This window comes from Kitasatospora sp. NPDC015121, from assembly GCF_055562955.1.
Genome location: NZ_JBVHEH010000037.1, coordinates 24,000 through 39,798, shown reverse-complemented (window position 1 = coordinate 39,798; position 15,799 = coordinate 24,000). Strand labels below are relative to the sequence as shown.

Below are 15,799 nucleotides of genomic sequence, written 5' to 3'. Positions count from 1 at the left end.
AAACCGGACGACCAGTAAGATCGTCGCGTGTCGACACCTTCACCCGCGAGCCCGGGCCACGTGTTCTTTTCCTACGTTCGTGAGGACTCTGCCGTCGCTGACGAGCTCATATCACTGTTGGAAGCGGAAGGGCTGACGGTGTGGCTGGATCGAACGTCCATATCTGTGGGTACACGGTGGAAAAGGACGATCGAGACAGCACTTCGAGATAGCGCCGTTGCCGTGATGTGTTTCTCCGAGAACGGCGAAAGCAAACGCTCCAATGGGCAAAATGAGGAGTTGAACCTCGCATCGATAGAACTGAGGAGACGCCGCCCGGAGGATCTGTGGCTGTTCAATGTTCGGTTCGACGAGTCGAAAATTCCGAGCTACGACATTGGAAGCGGCGACTATCTCGGTGCCATCCAGTTTGCAGACTTCTTTGGTGCAGACAAGATCAAAAACGGGCAGGAGCTTGCTAAAGCCATCGCGCGTCGAGTGGACGAACTGCACCAGCTAGACACTGCTCGGGCTGCTCGGCTCGCGGCCGCACCAGCAGGTATTGATTCGACTGCGACAGTCGGGGCGTTGTCAGTCCGTCCCGCTGAGTCGACGGCAACTGTCACTGCAACGCCGTCCGTTGAGTCTCGTATTCACGAGTTGGAGGACATGCTCAGTACAGGAGGCCCGCAACCGCGAGTCGATCGCGCCGTACGGGAAATCCTGCGACCGGTATTCGCCGGACTTCAGGACATCGACAAGTTCCCTCCCGCATTCGTTCCCGGAAGCGACTCCGCGAGTCGGGTAAGGCAGATGGTAGAGGGTGCCGAGACCTACCGCGACTTGGTCGATCCGGCAGTTGACCTCTTCATTCGAGGGGGCCTGTGGGGTGTGGACTATGTTCCGGTCTTCCGACGAGCGCTCGAGGACATCGCAGCGACTCGAGTCGACGCGTCGAAGCCTGGATCGATTATCCAGCCAATGCGCGCCGAATACTTGACGGGCTTGGCACTGTTTCCGACGACACTTTTGATGTACGCCGCCACGATCGCTGCCCTTCGCGAGGGAAACTATCGAATGATTCAGACCTTGAGCTGCGAGGCTCAGCTTGATGTGTCAGAGCAGTTCGGAGGAGTTACCTCCCATCGCCCCATGATCGTCGGTGCTTCTCCGTACTACTCTCTTCGCACCGCGGAGATCACTCAAACGCTGTTCGCGCATCAGCAAGGATTTCTGACGGATGAGATGCTCGGGGCGATTGTGTCAGGCCGGCTCCGCCAAGGAGTCCGGTTTCCCGCATCTCGGTACTTGCGAGAGACACTGCGGCGGAACTTCGACAGCGCTGGGGTTTCCTCGTCGGAGTACGAGAAGCTGTTCGATCAAGCAGAGGTGCTCTTCTCGATGATTACCGTCGACATCAAAGACAGCGGTCGTGTTCACGCCGATCCATGGCTGGGTACATTCGCGCAACGCACCGCCGCCTTCGATGAATCGAATTCCGTGTGGTCGAGATACCTCGATGAATGCGAGAGAGCCGGCGGCGACTGGTTGCCGTTGCACAGTGGGTTGTTCGGCGGTTCGCCAGACCGCGCAAAAGCCGCCTCGCAAGAGGTCAGACGATTGACCGAGGATCACCTGATGCGTAACCGCTAGCAGTCTCAGTACAGCCCGAGAAGCACGCCGACAACGCAGGGCCGAGGCAGCAAAGTCTACCTCGGCCCTGCGTCATCTCAGCTCTACAGCCAGTCAACGACCAGCATGTTGACGGTCGCGCCCCTGCGACTTGTTCGGCTTCCCCTTCCACGCGACCAGAGTCTTACCCGGCCCGGCCCCGGTTCGGACCGCATCGCAAGCGGGACGGCCTCGCGCCCGGGGCTGATGCCAAGCCGATCTTCTACGGCGGACGCCTCGGTAAGGACCTCACACTCCCCCGCCTGCGCAAGGAAAACGGGAAAACACCCCCACCAGTTCGGGAGAAGCCGTTGCGGAATGGCGCGCATCACGACCGTGAGATTGAACGCGATTTCTGACGCCGACCAGGTGTCAATGAAATGGGTTTCACCGTAGGAGCGTCGCTTAGTCTTTGTGCCATGGCGAACAGAGTTTGTTGGCATTGTGAAAAGTCCTCACACATGACGCTCGTTTACACGCAAGTGTTGAATCCCAACGGTGAGCGGGAGGGTGACCCCATTGCGGGTTTGTATACGTGCGATAACTGCAAATGGCCCAGTGCGGGTGTAGGCGGGACCGCAACGCGGGGTGTGTCCGCCTCTTCGGTCCACTCCACTGCGGACATATCGGTCTGGTACCCGGAACGTGCAAGTGGTCGAGACTTCCCTGATGTACCGACGCATATCGCCTCCGCGGCAGACGAGGCCTACCGGTGTCGAAGTTTCAATGCCCTCCGTGCCGCCGTACTGATGTCTCGATCAGTAATCGAAGCCACTTGCAAGGAGAAGGAAATCGTCAAGGGAAATCTGGCGACCAAGATCGACACCCTTGCTGAACATGGCCACATCCGGGCGAGCATTCAGGAAGCCGCACATGAGATTCGATTTCTGGGCAATGACATGGCCCACGGTGATTTCATCGACGATGTGATCGCGGAAGAGGCCGACGAGATCCTCAACATGATGTCCATCTTTCTCGACGAAGTGTTTCAGACGCCGAAACGCATCGAACGAGCCAAAAGTGCACGCGAGGCCAAGAAGGCTGCTTCGACATAAAATCCGGCCGACGGCCAGTGCCTGATCGGCAAGACGATAAGCGCCACCGCTAACGGACTACGCGGAGAGCAGGTCTCGTATCCGTTTCACCGAGGATGTTTGCTAGGTGGCGCTGAGTCCAGCACAGCTCTTCCGCGAGATCGGCACGTGAGAAACCCATCTGCCCCGTCAATTCCAGCGCTTCGTGTAGAAGGCTGGGCATCTCACCAGGATATGAGGTCAGCGGTTCTTCTCGCCGAAGGCCAGCCATCTCAGCGAGACGCTGATGGGCTCGGCGGATTGACGCGTCCCCTACTAGCTGAAGTTCCCCCATCCTGTAGATCAACGACTCAACGGATACGCCCCATGTTCCGCTTAGCTGTTCTAAGGACGCGATACGAGCAGTCCTAGGCAGCAGCGGCTCTATCTCCGTCCGTGGGGTGAGAAATTCGGCAGCGAATTGATCCGCTTCACGCTCCTGCTGACGATCCCCAGGAAGCGGGCTGGGGTGCATGAGTAGATGGCCGATCTCATGAGCGCATGTGAATCGGTATTCGTATACGGATTTGAAGCGCTCAGGAGTAACAATCACCAATGGGCGGCCCAGTGTTCTGGTGGAATATGCTTTGACGCGGCTGACTGATTCGTTGGTCAATGGGATGAGACATATTACGAGACCGCGTGATTCCATCGTGGCGGCGAGGTGGGGCACGGGGCCTCGCTGGACCCTCCAATGCTGACGTAAGAGTTGAGCGGCGTAGACCGGCGAAGTCCCTTCCTCGATTTCAGGAAGATCTAGATCGGGGAACTTCACACGCTTTTCGAGCGCATGTGTGAGCTCCCAGAGTTGTTCTGCGTGTGCGGCAGCTTTGGCTCGATCCTTCGCGCGGGTAGACCGTAGGCTCCGAAAATGCGCATCGGTTGTATCGAGATGCCCAAACGGGCGCCCTGTGGCGAAGAACTGCACCGGCACTGATAGGGATTTGGATAGGCCGGGTAACAGTTCCTGTCGCGGTTTGTTGATACCGGACTCGTACTGCCCAATCGCTGCCGCCGAAACGCCCACCGCATCTGCGAGCTCTGACTTGGTTAGTTCAGCCAATACCCGGGCTTGGGTGAGTCGCGCTGGCTCAAATGCGTCCGCTATGACAGCAAGCTCGGATTGGACATCCCGGCTAAAGAGTGAGAGTTCCGGTTCACGGTTGCCGGTGTCAGCCATCGTGTGATTCGCCTGACCTCTCTACTGGATTCCGAGGGAACTTTGGGGGCAATGCTCCTGACGTGAAAGTCCGTGTTGGTGTGATCGAGACTGGTTTCGTCTGCTGAACCGGTAGCAGACTTTCCGTGAAATCCATCCACTCAACGCAACGATTCGCGCGGAGCTGGACTTCCCCCCACTCAACTGAGAACAAGCCGCGGCTAGAACTGGATACTGCGACGACCACGAGGCGTCCCGAAGGTACGGAGCTGTCATCTGCGATTAGCTGGAACTCTTCGAGCATTGCCCTGTCTGATCCCGAAAGTCCGGCATCAGGCAGGTTCAAATCCAGCGCCCCTTGCGTTGCAGGAGTAGGCAATTCAGTCATTGCAATTCGAGCTTCAGAAGTGCCGAACGGAATCTCGCCGAGACCAGTGTCCTTGTTGTTGGAGAACCGCCATGGGAACAGTGCGACACCCTTGATCACTGGAATTTTGTATGGGGCCCGACCTGGTCGAACGAGTGCCGCGTCGGGCAACTTGCCGAAGGTCTCGAAACGCTCGAGAACGCCACTCCAGAACTCGCCGTAAACCCTCTTTGATCGGTGTCCGGATGCTTCCTGCGCATCCAATGAAGCCTCGTGTTCACTGCGAATGTGTTGGGCAACTTGCTCCCTAATATGGGGGCCGTACTCACCGAAAGTCTCCAGCGCCCACCTACGGCCAGCATCCACAGCTCCTCCTAAGTCTTAGTCCAGAAACCTATCATATGACTTTAGTTTTGAACCACATATGGCTACTTGACTTCAGGTTTGGGTAGTTGATTCCGAGTTGGTCCGCAGCCGGGATTACTCGAGAAGGTCTGCCAGGTGTCGCCCGTCATCGCCGCCGACCAACCGAAGGTTGAGTAGGGCGCGTGATGCTAAAGACAGTGGATCAACCCCATCGTTCAGTGAGGCGTGGATGATTCGGTCAAGTCCAGCGCCGACTAAAGGTGCAGCTGTTCGTAGGGTGGCTTGCAGGGCAACAGAGTTGGTGGAACCCCCGTGCATCAAGAGGTTGCGTTGTCTGTACAGCCGCCGAAGTGCTGTCGTGACATGTTTCGTTACGTCGCCAAGCGTGCTGCGCGGATTGTTTACCAGGCTCTGCATCCGTTGGGCTGCTGCGATGTCAGAGGGTCGTGTTAGCTCGAGTGAACGACCTGATTTAAGTGCATCAGCGACCAGTACGGCCCGCTCGCGATTGGTCGAAACATTCCCCAGTTCTAGCGCTAGGCGATCTGGCGTGTTGGGGGCATGTTTGTGAGAGAGCGATGTCAGTTCACCTCTTGGCCAGGAGCAGGACACCAAGGCGGCCATACGATCAGCCGCGACGGCTCCACGCCCTTCTTTGGTGTCCTCGTTATCCCCGGGCGCGATGAGGAGTGCCTCAATGGCGGCCCACCCTCCTGAGATCGCTGGCCCAGGGGATCCGTAGTTCAGTGGAGCGGCGAGTTCGAGTGCGTCATCCAGTGCGGTAGGACGAGAGACGTTGTAAACCTGTTTCTCGGTCTGTAGAGAGAGGACGAATGCGCCGCGCCCGGGCGGCTGCAATGCGACCTCATGGCATTCGCTGCCGTCCCAGACCCACACGTTCCCAAAAGGTTCGGGGATCTTGGCGCCGCGACCAGTCTTTCGGGTGTAGCTGCTGCGAGCGATGATCCTGTCGATAGTTTCGTTGGTGGCGTCACCGGCCCCAAAATGATCCCTGGCCTCGATCTTGTACAAAAATCCCCCGCACATAGGAGTGTTGGTCAGCTTGGCCGCTCTCTTATGGGCCCATTCATTCAATGCGCCTGCGTTGCGCCACTCGGGTAGGGCTTCGGCAAGTTGCATTCCCGGTAGGGAGATGAAAGGAACCATCACCTCGAATTCCCGAACTTCGTGTTCGGAAAGTGACCCAGCGGAGTCGAGCAGTTCGCCGAGGGAGTTGTTGGCGTACACATTGCCTGTGACCCATCGGTGTAGGAAACGCATGCTGTAGCCACAATCTAGGAGGTGGGATGCGAGAGCTCGGGAGAGTCGTTCCGGCGACGGTCGAGATGGGCCGCCCACGGCAGCGCCCCATCGGCCCACATAGCCCACCCGCACCATGTCAGTTATTTGCCTGAGAGTTCTATGGTTCCGGCTCCCATGGGGAACGCCAGATTTGAGGGTGCTGGTCAATTGTGACCGCAGCTCGCGATTGCCTACTCCAATGTCTTTGCCGGCTAGGCGAATGATGTCGGACGCCAGCCAATTCACTGCACCTGATGACAGCACGCTTTTGGCCCGCCAGCTCGATGCCTCGTCCAGCTCGCACAGTGCGGTGACGGTCCCGGTATCCCAGAGTCTCCGCTGCCATGGAGAGGTATCGCCAAAGAAGTCCAGGAGTCGAGTGGTGATGTGCTGGGCGTATGGATCGGTTGTGAGATCCAGCGTTGCGGGATCGATTTCAGGTTTGCTCACTTCTGCATCATCGCGTAGTGTCATACACAAGCGGAAACGCTGACATCTTGAGCTGGGGAATGACTTTCGAGTTATTCCCCGCTTTTTTATCGATTGAATCGAACATACGTTCGATAAAAGCTTCTCCTCTAGAGGTCCAGAATCTGTTGGGTGCAGGTGGGGTGAAGCCTCCAGGGGCGGATTTCAGGGGCGGGATTGGCGCCCGACGACTTACCTGGTCCGTTGCCGTACTGCATCACGCGCGGGGCGGCTCCTGCGTAGAAAGCTCGCAGAAGTTCTTGCGGGCCGTTGTGCTCGTTACGGTGCTCGCGCAACACCGGTTTGGGGCACGTCTCAGGTTGCCCGGATTTTCCGTGCCCGACTCCGTGAAGCGATCTTCGCGCCACCGGAGATACGCATGCGCCACTGCGCCATCTCCAGGCTGACGCCGTATTGCCTCGCCACTGCGTCCGGGTTGGCGCCGCGTATCGCGTGTTGCAACGCTTGGTCAGCGGGAATGAGAAGCGCTCCGGCGAGTTCATTTGCCTCTCCCTCCTGCTCTTTGCTGGTGCCAGCGCACCTGCTCTGATCGACCCACGCTGCGGAGATGGTGTGTTCGGCAACGAAATGTGCGACCTCGTGCGCCAGGTTGGATCGGATTCGGGCCGGCGTGTGCGCGGGGTTGTAAATCACGACATGACCCGTTCCGTTCTGAACGAGCGCGGCGGACCAAAGTTCCGGCGCATCGACGATGAATCTGCGTCTCGCTTCCGCGGGCAACGGTACGTCGTGCAGGGAAATGAACGGGACCCCGTACTCCTGTGCCCAAATGTGCGGGTCGAACGGATCGTGCCGACTCAATCCGAGTTCTGCTCTGACTTCGTCGGCGAGTTGTCGAAGAGCCTTCTTTGTCGTTGCCATTCGTCGCTCAAGATCCAGCTTTGCCCGCACGTACGTGCGCCAACGTCAAGCGGAAAATGTCCTCCAAATGCTTCTTGTCCTGTTCGTTCAAATCTGCACGTGCTCGGAGAAGTGCACTTACTTCTGTCTCGAGTTCCCGTTGGTCGCTGTCGTCTCCACGAACTGAATGTGCGGGTTCGGCGAGGAAGTCATCGGCGGACATATCCAGCCACCGCACAATCTTGGCGTAGGACTGCAGATCGGGTTGAAGACCGTTTCGGAGCCGAGACAGGAGGGCCGGGCTCACGCCAATCTGGCTTGCGGCCGTTCTCCATGAAATGTGTTCCGCCGTGATTCGCGAATCCAGAACACCTACGAGTTTCTCCAGTTCTACAGCCTGTGTCATTGCTTTTTTCCTCTCACTCGGCAATCCTAACGCCTCAGGAGACTGTTTCAGTACCGAAACGTAATGTGGTACGATATCGATACAGTGTTGTAATACTGCAACACTGTAGATCGTGAACAGGAGTTGAGATGGCGAAGAACACGGGGCGCGGACATCGCGTCGGCGCAGTCAAAAGCCGCAGCGAATTCAAGGTCGGGAAGACCTGGTTCAAACGCGACACATCCACCGGAAAGATTCTCAACGGAAGCTCGCAGCAGCACAAGGGCGTCCGGAACGAAAAATGAGTGGTCGGCCGATGCTTGCAGGCGTCTGCCGACCACCCGCATCTAACTGTCTCGATCCTGAAACGTCAGGTCGAGGCAGGACCGGCCCGAGGGCGCGGCGATGACTTTGGAGAGTCGGCGTGAGCGTACAGGAGTTTCCTGGGACAGGTAGTCCCTCCTCCTCTTTGGGCCACAACCTAAGAAGGGGGAGCCGTGGCTCTCATTACCGATTACTACGGGATCTCGGATCCCGTGCCTTTCCTTGACGTTGACATCTCGGTCGACAACAGGATGTTCGTCGACCCGTATGCAATTCGGCTTGCCGGCGGCACGGATCCAATTGCTGCACAGGCAAATCAATGTACTGAGAGTTTCTTTGCTGAAGTTACTCGATGCGTGCTCACTCCTGGCGGGGTCGCACGTCGACAAGGCCTCGAACTGTTGCAGCGGTTCGTTGAGCCATGGGAGACACGACTTGGATTGGCCGCCAATAGTTTCAGTGGCCACGGTGGGGCCGGAGAAGTCGGGTCCTGGATCTGGACGAGCCTTAACACTGAACTTGAGGCGCTGATCAGGGTGAGTGTGCTCCGTCAGATCGAGGATCTTCCACTGTTTGTCGAGGGTATCGATCGCGACATCACATCAGACATCACCACGAGAATTGTATTTGAACCGCTGGCCAATTTCACTGCCGAGATGGTCGAGCAATTTCCGCAGTTCCGATCTGGCCGACATCGTGTCGAGAGATTCACCAGGCAGGTGTGGGATCCCCATGCGAGAGGGTGGACGGACAAGGTGCTGATGCTGCCGGTTGCGGACGGAAAGCCGCTTGTCTTGGTTCCGCGAGCGTGGGCCCGCTCTACGCTGTTGATGTCTGCGCGTCGTTATTACGAAACGAGCGTGCTCAGCTACGCACAAATGGAGCGTGCGGTGGTAGCCAGCGACGGTAAGGTCCTGACGTCCCCGAAGGATGTTCTCAAAATTCAGCCCGGGCTGGAACGTGGTCGCGCCACGAATATCAGTATGACCCACCGAGCGCATGCCAAGGACGACGACCTGCTTGATCTCTTCCGGCGCTTCGTCCGGGCACGGAGAGCGTCGACCGAAAGTCACCAGCGCGTAGCCTGACTTCCTTGGTCGAGAGCACGGAAGGCCCCGCATAGATTGTGTGCGGGGCCTTCGTGCTTCTTTGGATTACCTGCCTATCGGCCGGCATGTTGGCGGTCGCGCCCCTGTGACTTGTTCGTCTTCCCCTTCCGTGCGACTGGCGGCTTGACCGGTCCGGTTCGGACCGCATCGCGGGCGGGGCGTCCCTGCGCAGTGTCGGCGGACATTCGAGCTGCGATCGCTTCGGAGTCGACGCCGGCCGCGTGCATGCTGTTCGCGAACGTGGTCCGCCGGTCCGCGGAGTCGTACTTCTCGACAGCTTCGCCACGTTCATCGTCACCTTGAGCGCGGTTGCCTTCCTCGACTGCCGTCGACGTTTCGGGCTGTGACCGCTGCCAGTCCCCGACAAGCTCTTTCTCTGCGTCGCTCCGTTCGTCCTTCCCCGCCTCCGGGCCGTACGTCTGCTCCCAGACGGCGAACCACTCTGGAGTGTTCTCCCGCGCCCACGTCTTCGCTTCTTCGAGCTCGACCGCCGCGCGTTCTGCTTTATGGTCGGCGCTCTCGGCCGCGGTCATCGCAGCACCAGCTTCGACGCGATCCTGAGCGGCCTGCTTCTGCTCCGTACCTGCGACGTCCTTGTACGCGCGGCCGTACGCGAGGAACTCCCGTGCCGCCTGATCGTTGTCGACGTCGAAGCCGTATCGCTGGTGGACTTCGGAACGGATCTTGTGCGCAGCCTGGGCTGCGATCTCCGATTCAGGGCTCCACGCCTTTGCCTGCAAGTAGGCGTCGGTGATCGCCTCCGGCTTCGCCTGATCCCACCACTGCTTCTCCGAGACTCCTCGCAGCTGCGTCTCGGCGGCCGTCCGTTCGACCTTGAGACGTTCGGCGTACTCACGGGTTGCCTGTTCGCTGCGATGCTGTGCATCGCGCATCCGCTGTTCGCGGGAGCGTGCCATCTGCTCGGCGAGTCGGCTCATCACCTGCATCGCCACGCGCATCGCCATGCCCACTTCGCGGCTGATCGTGCCTACTTCGTCATCGGACATCTGCTCTCACCTTTCGTCGAACCGGTCCGCCGGGTGCGGGCCGAAAGAGCGGTTTCGCGGAGGTCACGCCTCGCGCTGATCAGGGAACAGTGCGTCCGGAGCCTTGTCGGTAGGCAGCGGCTTCACGGAACCTTTGTGGCCCCGCTCGGCCGAGCACGCCTTGAAGGGGCCATCGCCCGCGAACAGCTTTTCCATGTGGTGATCGGCGTGATCGCGCCACCACACACTCATGCCGGTCTTCGCATCCAGGCGCAGGTACTCCCACGCCCGCCAGAGAGCTTCAACGCGGTTGACCGCTTCCTCGTGCTTCCACCACTGCGGGCACCACACACGCGAAGGGGTGTCCATCACCTGACGGCGGTACGTCGGAGCGAGCCAGTCCCGCAGGAACTCCTCCGCCGAGCCGAACACCATCTGCGGTTCCGGCTCAGGTTCGACTTCCTCCGGGACCTTGAGCGCCGCCGCGAGCTGCGCGACGAGGCGCGCTTGTGCAGCTTCTTGGAGTTGGGTGTGCAGTTCGGGAGTGAGCATCTCCTCGAACTTCGCCGCCGCGATCGCATCCGCTTCCTGGCTGATCCGTTTGTCCATCGCCCGCGCCACGAACGCTTCCATCTGCGCACTGAGCGCACTGGCAGGTTCGGCCGGCGCAGCGATGCCAGGATCAACAGCCGGCGCGGGGTCGTCGATCGGTACCTCGTCGATCGGTACCTCGTCGTAGGCGCCTTCCGGTGGCGGCTCGAAGTCGTCGGCGAATCCGGGGAAGTCGAAATCGGTGCTCATGCGACCAGCTCCACTGCGTCGACGGCGCCGACCTTGGTGACGGCCTTCGCCAGGGTCTTCTCCGGTTCGGGATCGTGAACCTTGATCGAGGCCACGACAGCGTCCTTGTTCGGTCCCTCCCACCAGGGCACCGTCTTCACCAGCGTCGGCGAGTTACCCGAGGAACGTACGACCGCGCGGCCGCGGGGTAGCGCTTCGAGTTCGGCTTCGGTGAGGGTGCGTTCCTTGCTGCGATGCTTGGACACGCTGCGACCGTTGCCGCTGTTGGAGACGGAGCCGGTGATTTCCCAGTGCTCACCGATCGCGGTGGACATGTCCTTGAGGAAGTTGCCGTCGTCGACTGCGACGCCGCCGCCGTAGACGCGCACGTTCGAGGCGGACCACAGTTTGCTCATGCCCTTCGCGCCCCACACGTCCTCGCCCTGTGACCAGGACTGCAAGATCGCCATGATCAGGATGCCGCGTGAGCCGTAGTGGCTGTAGAGGCCGGGGAGCTTCGTCCAGCGAACCACGTTGGCGACCTCGTCGAGAGCTGCAATCAGCGGCTTGGGAAGACGGCCCTTCGGTGAGCTGGTGGCCAGCTGCTCAGCGGCGTCGATGATCGCGACCGTCAGAGCTGTGACCAGCGGACCGGCCGAACCGTTGCCTTCTCGCGAGAGGCTGTACATCGTCTCGTCGTTCGCGACGAACGCCCGAGGATCGAAATGCGGGCGGTTGTCGCCCGGACCCATCGGTCGCACCCATGGATGGACCGCGGAGAGCTTGAGCGAGCGAATCATCTTCTTCGCCGTGGTGAAAACACCGGATCGCTGTTTTTCGGTCTGGTTGTACTGCGCCGCCAGGCCGCTCGCCTGCATCGCGTACTTCCCGCCGGCCGCCTCCTTCAAGATTGCGACAGGTTCGTCGTTGGTCTCCTGTGTCGCCCAGAGGTACACGTCGGTGATCGGACGGTTGTCGACGGCGGCCGCGAGGAGCAGCCCGGCGACCAGGTCTTGCCCTTCCGGGTCGAAGAACGGGTCCTTTTTCGCCTCGACTCCGTCGTCACCGGCAGCGAAGTGTTCTGCCAGGTCAGCGGCCTTGACCTCGTCGGTGACCCAGGACAACGGATTCCACCACCACGTCGGTTCCTCACCGGCGACGCCCTGCGGATCGAACACCCACACTTTCCGCGGAACGAGGGTGTTCACATGCACTTTGCCCTTTGCGACGGGCTTGGCCGGGTCGCTGTAGGTTCCCCAGTCCACCGACCGGGCCTTGACCGTGTTTCCCTTCTCCTGGTCGATCAGTCGCACCGACCGCCATGCCCGAGTCGCGTCGACGACGTCACGTTTGTTGGACGTGGTCAGCACCGCTCCCAGCGCCGACAGGATCGCCGGAATGACCCGGGAGGAGGACTTACCGGTACGTGGTCCCCAGATGTCGCAGTGAAGATCCTGGTAGCTGCCGCGCAGCATCCGACCGGTGAGCAGGTGCTTTCCGATCTGCACCCCGACCGCTTTTGTTCGGTCCTTGAGCTCTTCTTTCATGCCCAAGCTCTTGTACGCGATCGAGCGGCATTCCTTTTCGGTGATGCCCTTGATGTCGCGGCCGGTGCCCATGACCTTCGCTTTCGCGTCGATGCGGGTCTTCTCCCCCTGCACCCGCCGCACCAGCACGGCCGTGGCAACCACGAGAGCGATCACTGCTGCCAGGACCAGAGCAACCACCAGGGTCGACCCGGTCTCCCACACGAGTTCACCTCGAATCAAGCCCTTGACGATCGCGATCGGGTTTCCCGGCGCGGTCTGGTCGGTCCCGAGGTGGATACCTGCCCACACGCTGCCGCCGACCACTGCCACCAAACCGGCGATGAGAACGGCCGGCAACAGCCCGTCCGAGGCTGATGGATCTTTCACTGTCCTGGTACTCATCAGTTTGCCTCTCCGTTGCACGGCGGACCCCAGAGTCCGATTCCTGCCGACCGCGCATCCTCTTGCGCCTCAGCTATTTCCGCGGTCTTCTCGATAGGTGTGTTGCCGTAGACGTACGCCCGCGCCATGCCCGACCGAGCTGCAAGTACGCCGTAATCGGTGCCGTCCGGCAAGGTCAGGTAACGCAGTGATCGGCCGTATCGGTCGACGTCGTCGGAGCGAGGATCGCCCGTCAACGTCACCGCTGCATCGTCGAGCGTCGTGTGCGCCCAGGCGCTTGCTTCCGGTCCCCAGCACTGCACCGCCGCATCGGGTTTGACAGTCTCCGGAGTGTCGATCCCCAAGATCCGGACCCGCAGATCCTCGCCGGAATCCAAACGGACATCGGCAGTGTCGCCGTCGACGACCCGGACCACCTGACCCGACGTCGACGCCGCGGAATCGGTGACCGGTGCGATCAACTCGCGAACAGTGACCGTTCCCCAGATGCCGGCCCCGACGACCGCGAGCGCAACAGCGCAGTTCAGCAGCCGGTGCGCTCCCCCGCTCATGAGATCTCCACGACGGTGGTGACTGTGGCGATGTAGCCGGGGCGTTCGCTGCGCATCATCCCTGGCTGCTGTACTGATGTGGGCGTGATGGTGTGCGAATGTCCCTGCACGACAACGAAAGTGTTGTTCGACTCCAATTCGCCGAGAAGCTCCTGCAAGGTTTCGAGGGCGATGCCCAGTGCCGCCGCCGGCTCACCGGCAGCGGTTCCGGTCGCGTAGAGAAGTTCGTGGCTCATCGCACGGCCACCGCACTCACGCGCCAGACGCCGAGTTTGGTCGCGCTCATGTATGCCGCGAAGGTGGTGCTGCTCAATGGTTTTCCCTCCGGTGTGGTTGCTGTTTGTGTCACGGCGAGAACGCGGGAAACTTTCGCCGGCTGATCGGCCGGGTGTTCGTCGCTGGTCACACTCGCCGATGCTGTGACGATCGCGCCCTCGTTCGCCCAGCTCTGCCACTGTTTGCCGGTGATCGGGGCGAGGGCGATGAAGGAACCGGAGTTCTCCGAGTAGTACCGCTCGTCGAAGAGCGGCGCGGCCCGCTGCGCTGCGGCCAGCTGGTTCGCATCCTCGGCGGGGGCGTAGGAGAACAGGGCTTGCGCTGCGCCGACCATGACCGATTCCGGATCGTTCTGGTCGACTCCGGCGAACGCACCCGGCAGTGGCGGCGGGGGCGGGGTCGTCAGTGAGCTGTCGGCGGGGCCTCCCTCGTCGAGGGGATGATTGTCGTGCCCGTCACCTCCGGAACCACATCCGGCGAGCAGAAGCGCCCCGGCCAGCAGGGCAGCGGCCGCAGTGTTGCGTGTGCGAGTCATGATCGTGTTCTCCCTTTATCCGAAACGCTTGACGTACATGTCTTCGCCGGCCCAACCCGAGAGCGGCATGATGGAGACGGTTTGCCCGGACTGCGGGGCGTTGAGCAGCATGTCCTGGCCGTTTTCGTTGCCGTAGTAGATGCCCACGTGGTGGGTGTCCCCGCCGGCGCCGAAGTAGATCAGGTCGCCGGGTTGCTTCTGATCGAACGGAATGTCCTGTCCCCGAGCGTCGTACAGCTGCCCGGGGTTGCCGTGGCTTCCGGTGAAGTGTGGAAGCAGGATTTGTCCGCCGGAGGCTTGGAACACCGCGTACAGCGTCAGGCCGGAGCAGTCGAAGCCGACTTTGTTCGGATCGCCGTTCGCATCTCCGGCGCCGCCGCCGTCGCTGATGCCCTTGGTCGGTCCGTTCTGATCGCCGCCGCCCCACGCGTACGTCGTACCGATCCACCGGGACGCGGCCGCGATGACATTCGCACCGAACGGTCCACCCGGCTTGAACTGCGGGCCGCCGGAGTTCGAGGCTCCTGGAGTGCAGACACCGACACCGCCGTCGATGACCGCGGTCGCAACACCGACCTTGGCGATGTCGGCCAACTCTTGCGGCGTGAGGTCCTTGCCGGCGCCCTTGAACTGGGCGGCGAGCTGACGGGCGAGCGGCTCGTCGTCGGCATACGCCTCCGGGTGCGCCGAGCCTTGCACCGTCTGAGCAGCCACGGTGACCGGCATGGACTGCCACCCCGACACTTTGAGCAGGGCGTCGTAGAACTTCACGTTCGCGGTCACCGGGTTCATCAGCTCTTCCGCGGTCCCCCAGATGGTGACCTGCTGCTGGTACTGGTTGACCGAGAGGTGATCCGAGCCCACACCGTCGTGCGGGTATTGCAGCGATTCCGGGACGTTGGAGCTGGCAAGCATCCGGTACGTGCTCTCCTGGCTCATCGTGGCCAGGGCGACGACGATTCCCTGATCCGGAACTCCGATCGACTCCCCGACGGCCACCGCTTGCTTCGCGAGAGCGAGCTGACTGGAATTGAGGCCTCCGGTGCCCGGCTCAGCCGGGTTGCTCGGTGCAGGTTCCTGTCCTGGTGCGGGAGCCGGGGCGGCGGCACCGGGTTCGGCGGCCTTGTCGACCCAGGGCGCCGGATCGACTGCGGTTCCGGCACCGTCGGGCAAACGGCCACCGTCCCACACCTCGAAATGCAGATGCGCGCCGGTGGACTCGCCGGCGTTGCCGATCATGCCGATTTCCTGACCAGCGGAAACCTGGTCACCGACCTTGACCAGAACGCCGTCGTCGAACATGTGCCCGTAGACGGTCGAGTAGACCTTCCCGTCGATCTGGTGATCGAGAATGATCCAGTTGCCGAATCCGGCGGCGGGGCCGGCAGCGACAACGCGGCCGTCGGTGAAAGCGTAGATCGGTGTTCCGACGGGACCGGCGCGGTCGATGCCCTGGTGTTGGGTTCCCCAGCGCGCACCGAATCCCGACGTGTCGGTGGTCTCGCTGCTCTTGGTCGGCTTGACCAGTGAGCCGGCGGGAGCCACCGATCCGACCCGGCCCCCGCCGGGTACGCAATCGGGATTCTCCGTGGCCGGGCCGATGATGACCACGACGATCATCACCAAACCCAGCAGCGCGGCGCCGCAGAATGCGCCGATCTTTTTCACGTCCATGA

16 protein-coding genes are annotated in these 15,799 nt (G+C 61.1%); 4 read left to right on the top strand and 12 right to left on the bottom strand.

Annotation, left to right across the window (positions count from 1 at the left end; genetic code table 11):
- Positions 1-27: 27 nt before the first annotated feature.
- The gene (locus ACZ3J7_RS35790) at positions 28-1,632 is read left to right on the top strand and encodes a toll/interleukin-1 receptor domain-containing protein (RefSeq protein ID WP_311052717.1); all 1,605 of its coding nucleotides are present in this window, start codon (positions 28-30) and stop codon (positions 1,630-1,632) included.
- A 479-nt stretch (positions 1,633-2,111) separates the two neighbouring features.
- A complete protein-coding gene (locus tag ACZ3J7_RS35785) occupies positions 2,112-2,705 on the top strand; it encodes a DUF4145 domain-containing protein (protein WP_353802432.1) in 594 nt (197 codons plus the stop codon).
- Between the two features lie 49 nt (positions 2,706-2,754).
- Here the strand turns inward: ACZ3J7_RS35785 and ACZ3J7_RS35780 are convergent, their stop codons facing one another.
- From ACZ3J7_RS35780 to ACZ3J7_RS35760, 5 genes are all read right to left on the bottom strand, one after another.
- A complete protein-coding gene (locus ACZ3J7_RS35780; RefSeq protein ID WP_138874145.1) occupies positions 2,755-3,903 on the bottom strand; it encodes a helix-turn-helix domain-containing protein in 1,149 nt (382 codons plus the stop codon).
- A complete protein-coding gene (locus ACZ3J7_RS35775; RefSeq protein ID WP_465627504.1) occupies positions 3,896-4,369 on the bottom strand; it encodes a hypothetical protein in 474 nt (157 codons plus the stop codon). Before ACZ3J7_RS35775 ends, ACZ3J7_RS35780 begins: the two co-directional genes overlap by 8 nt.
- A gap of 360 nt (positions 4,370-4,729) precedes the next feature.
- A complete protein-coding gene (locus ACZ3J7_RS35770) occupies positions 4,730-6,367 on the bottom strand; it encodes an integrase (protein ID WP_311052720.1) in 1,638 nt (545 codons plus the stop codon).
- Between the two features lie 333 nt (positions 6,368-6,700).
- Positions 6,701-7,297, bottom strand: coding sequence for an ImmA/IrrE family metallo-endopeptidase (locus ACZ3J7_RS35765; RefSeq protein ID WP_396316437.1), 597 nt, complete (start codon positions 7,295-7,297; stop codon positions 6,701-6,703).
- Complete coding sequence (locus ACZ3J7_RS35760; RefSeq protein WP_138874149.1) at positions 7,275-7,652, bottom strand: transcriptional regulator; 378 nt, start codon at positions 7,650-7,652, stop codon at positions 7,275-7,277. The genes ACZ3J7_RS35765 and ACZ3J7_RS35760 overlap by 23 nt, the downstream gene beginning before the upstream one ends.
- A gap of 128 nt (positions 7,653-7,780) precedes the next feature.
- On the opposite strand from ACZ3J7_RS35760, the gene ACZ3J7_RS35755 reads away from it, so the two are divergent.
- On the top strand, positions 7,781-7,936 hold the full coding sequence (locus tag ACZ3J7_RS35755; RefSeq protein WP_185993519.1) for a hypothetical protein: 156 nt from the start codon (positions 7,781-7,783) through the stop codon (positions 7,934-7,936).
- Positions 7,937-8,128: 192 nt separating this feature from the next.
- Entirely contained in the window at positions 8,129-9,043 is a 915-nt protein-coding gene (locus ACZ3J7_RS35750) for a hypothetical protein (protein WP_311052723.1), read from the top strand.
- 74 nt (positions 9,044-9,117) lie between these two features.
- On the opposite strand, the gene ACZ3J7_RS35745 is transcribed toward ACZ3J7_RS35750, so the two are convergent.
- From ACZ3J7_RS35745 to ACZ3J7_RS35715, 7 genes are all read right to left on the bottom strand, one after another.
- A complete protein-coding gene (locus ACZ3J7_RS35745) occupies positions 9,118-10,071 on the bottom strand; it encodes a hypothetical protein (protein WP_311052724.1) in 954 nt (317 codons plus the stop codon).
- A 63-nt stretch (positions 10,072-10,134) separates the two neighbouring features.
- On the bottom strand, positions 10,135-10,851 hold the full coding sequence (locus ACZ3J7_RS35740; protein ID WP_311052725.1) for a DUF4913 domain-containing protein: 717 nt from the start codon (positions 10,849-10,851) through the stop codon (positions 10,135-10,137).
- Positions 10,848-12,761: a type IV secretory system conjugative DNA transfer family protein gene (locus tag ACZ3J7_RS35735; RefSeq protein ID WP_311052726.1), complete on the bottom strand. Its 1,914-nt coding sequence runs from the start codon at positions 12,759-12,761 to the stop codon at positions 10,848-10,850. Before ACZ3J7_RS35735 ends, ACZ3J7_RS35740 begins: the two co-directional genes overlap by 4 nt.
- A complete protein-coding gene (locus ACZ3J7_RS35730) occupies positions 12,761-13,312 on the bottom strand; it encodes a thermonuclease family protein (RefSeq protein WP_311052728.1) in 552 nt (183 codons plus the stop codon). Before ACZ3J7_RS35730 ends, ACZ3J7_RS35735 begins: the two co-directional genes overlap by 1 nt.
- Positions 13,309-13,548 carry a hypothetical protein gene (locus tag ACZ3J7_RS35725; protein WP_019749775.1) on the bottom strand — a complete coding sequence of 80 codons (240 nt, stop codon included), beginning with the start codon at positions 13,546-13,548 and terminating at the stop codon, positions 13,309-13,311. Before ACZ3J7_RS35725 ends, ACZ3J7_RS35730 begins: the two co-directional genes overlap by 4 nt.
- Complete coding sequence (locus ACZ3J7_RS35720) at positions 13,545-14,123, bottom strand: hypothetical protein (RefSeq protein WP_311052729.1); 579 nt, start codon at positions 14,121-14,123, stop codon at positions 13,545-13,547. Before ACZ3J7_RS35720 ends, ACZ3J7_RS35725 begins: the two co-directional genes overlap by 4 nt.
- A 15-nt stretch (positions 14,124-14,138) precedes the next feature.
- A complete protein-coding gene (locus ACZ3J7_RS35715) occupies positions 14,139-15,797 on the bottom strand; it encodes a peptidoglycan DD-metalloendopeptidase family protein (protein WP_311052731.1) in 1,659 nt (552 codons plus the stop codon).
- Between the last annotated feature and the right edge of the window lie 2 nt (positions 15,798-15,799).

Bases quoted from the DNA above. Each gene is read 5' to 3' on its own strand.
- ACZ3J7_RS35785 (WP_353802432.1), top strand. From the start codon at position 2,112: ATGACGCTCGTTTACACGCAAGTGTTGAATCCCAACGGTGAGCGGGAG.
- ACZ3J7_RS35780 (WP_138874145.1), bottom strand. From the start codon at position 3,903: ATGGCTGACACCGGCAACCGTGAACCGGAACTCTCACTCTTTAGCCGG.
- ACZ3J7_RS35760 (WP_138874149.1), bottom strand. From the start codon at position 7,652: ATGACACAGGCTGTAGAACTGGAGAAACTCGTAGGTGTTCTGGATTCG.
- ACZ3J7_RS35755 (WP_185993519.1), top strand. From the start codon at position 7,781: ATGGCGAAGAACACGGGGCGCGGACATCGCGTCGGCGCAGTCAAAAGC.
- ACZ3J7_RS35745 (WP_311052724.1), bottom strand. From the start codon at position 10,071: ATGTCCGATGACGAAGTAGGCACGATCAGCCGCGAAGTGGGCATGGCG.
- ACZ3J7_RS35740 (WP_311052725.1), bottom strand. From the start codon at position 10,851: ATGAGCACCGATTTCGACTTCCCCGGATTCGCCGACGACTTCGAGCCG.
- ACZ3J7_RS35735 (WP_311052726.1), bottom strand. From the start codon at position 12,761: ATGAGTACCAGGACAGTGAAAGATCCATCAGCCTCGGACGGGCTGTTG.
- ACZ3J7_RS35730 (WP_311052728.1), bottom strand. From the start codon at position 13,312: ATGAGCGGGGGAGCGCACCGGCTGCTGAACTGCGCTGTTGCGCTCGCG.
- ACZ3J7_RS35725 (WP_019749775.1), bottom strand. From the start codon at position 13,548: ATGAGCCACGAACTTCTCTACGCGACCGGAACCGCTGCCGGTGAGCCG.
- ACZ3J7_RS35720 (WP_311052729.1), bottom strand. From the start codon at position 14,123: ATGACTCGCACACGCAACACTGCGGCCGCTGCCCTGCTGGCCGGGGCG.
- ACZ3J7_RS35715 (WP_311052731.1), bottom strand. From the start codon at position 15,797: ATGGACGTGAAAAAGATCGGCGCATTCTGCGGCGCCGCGCTGCTGGGT.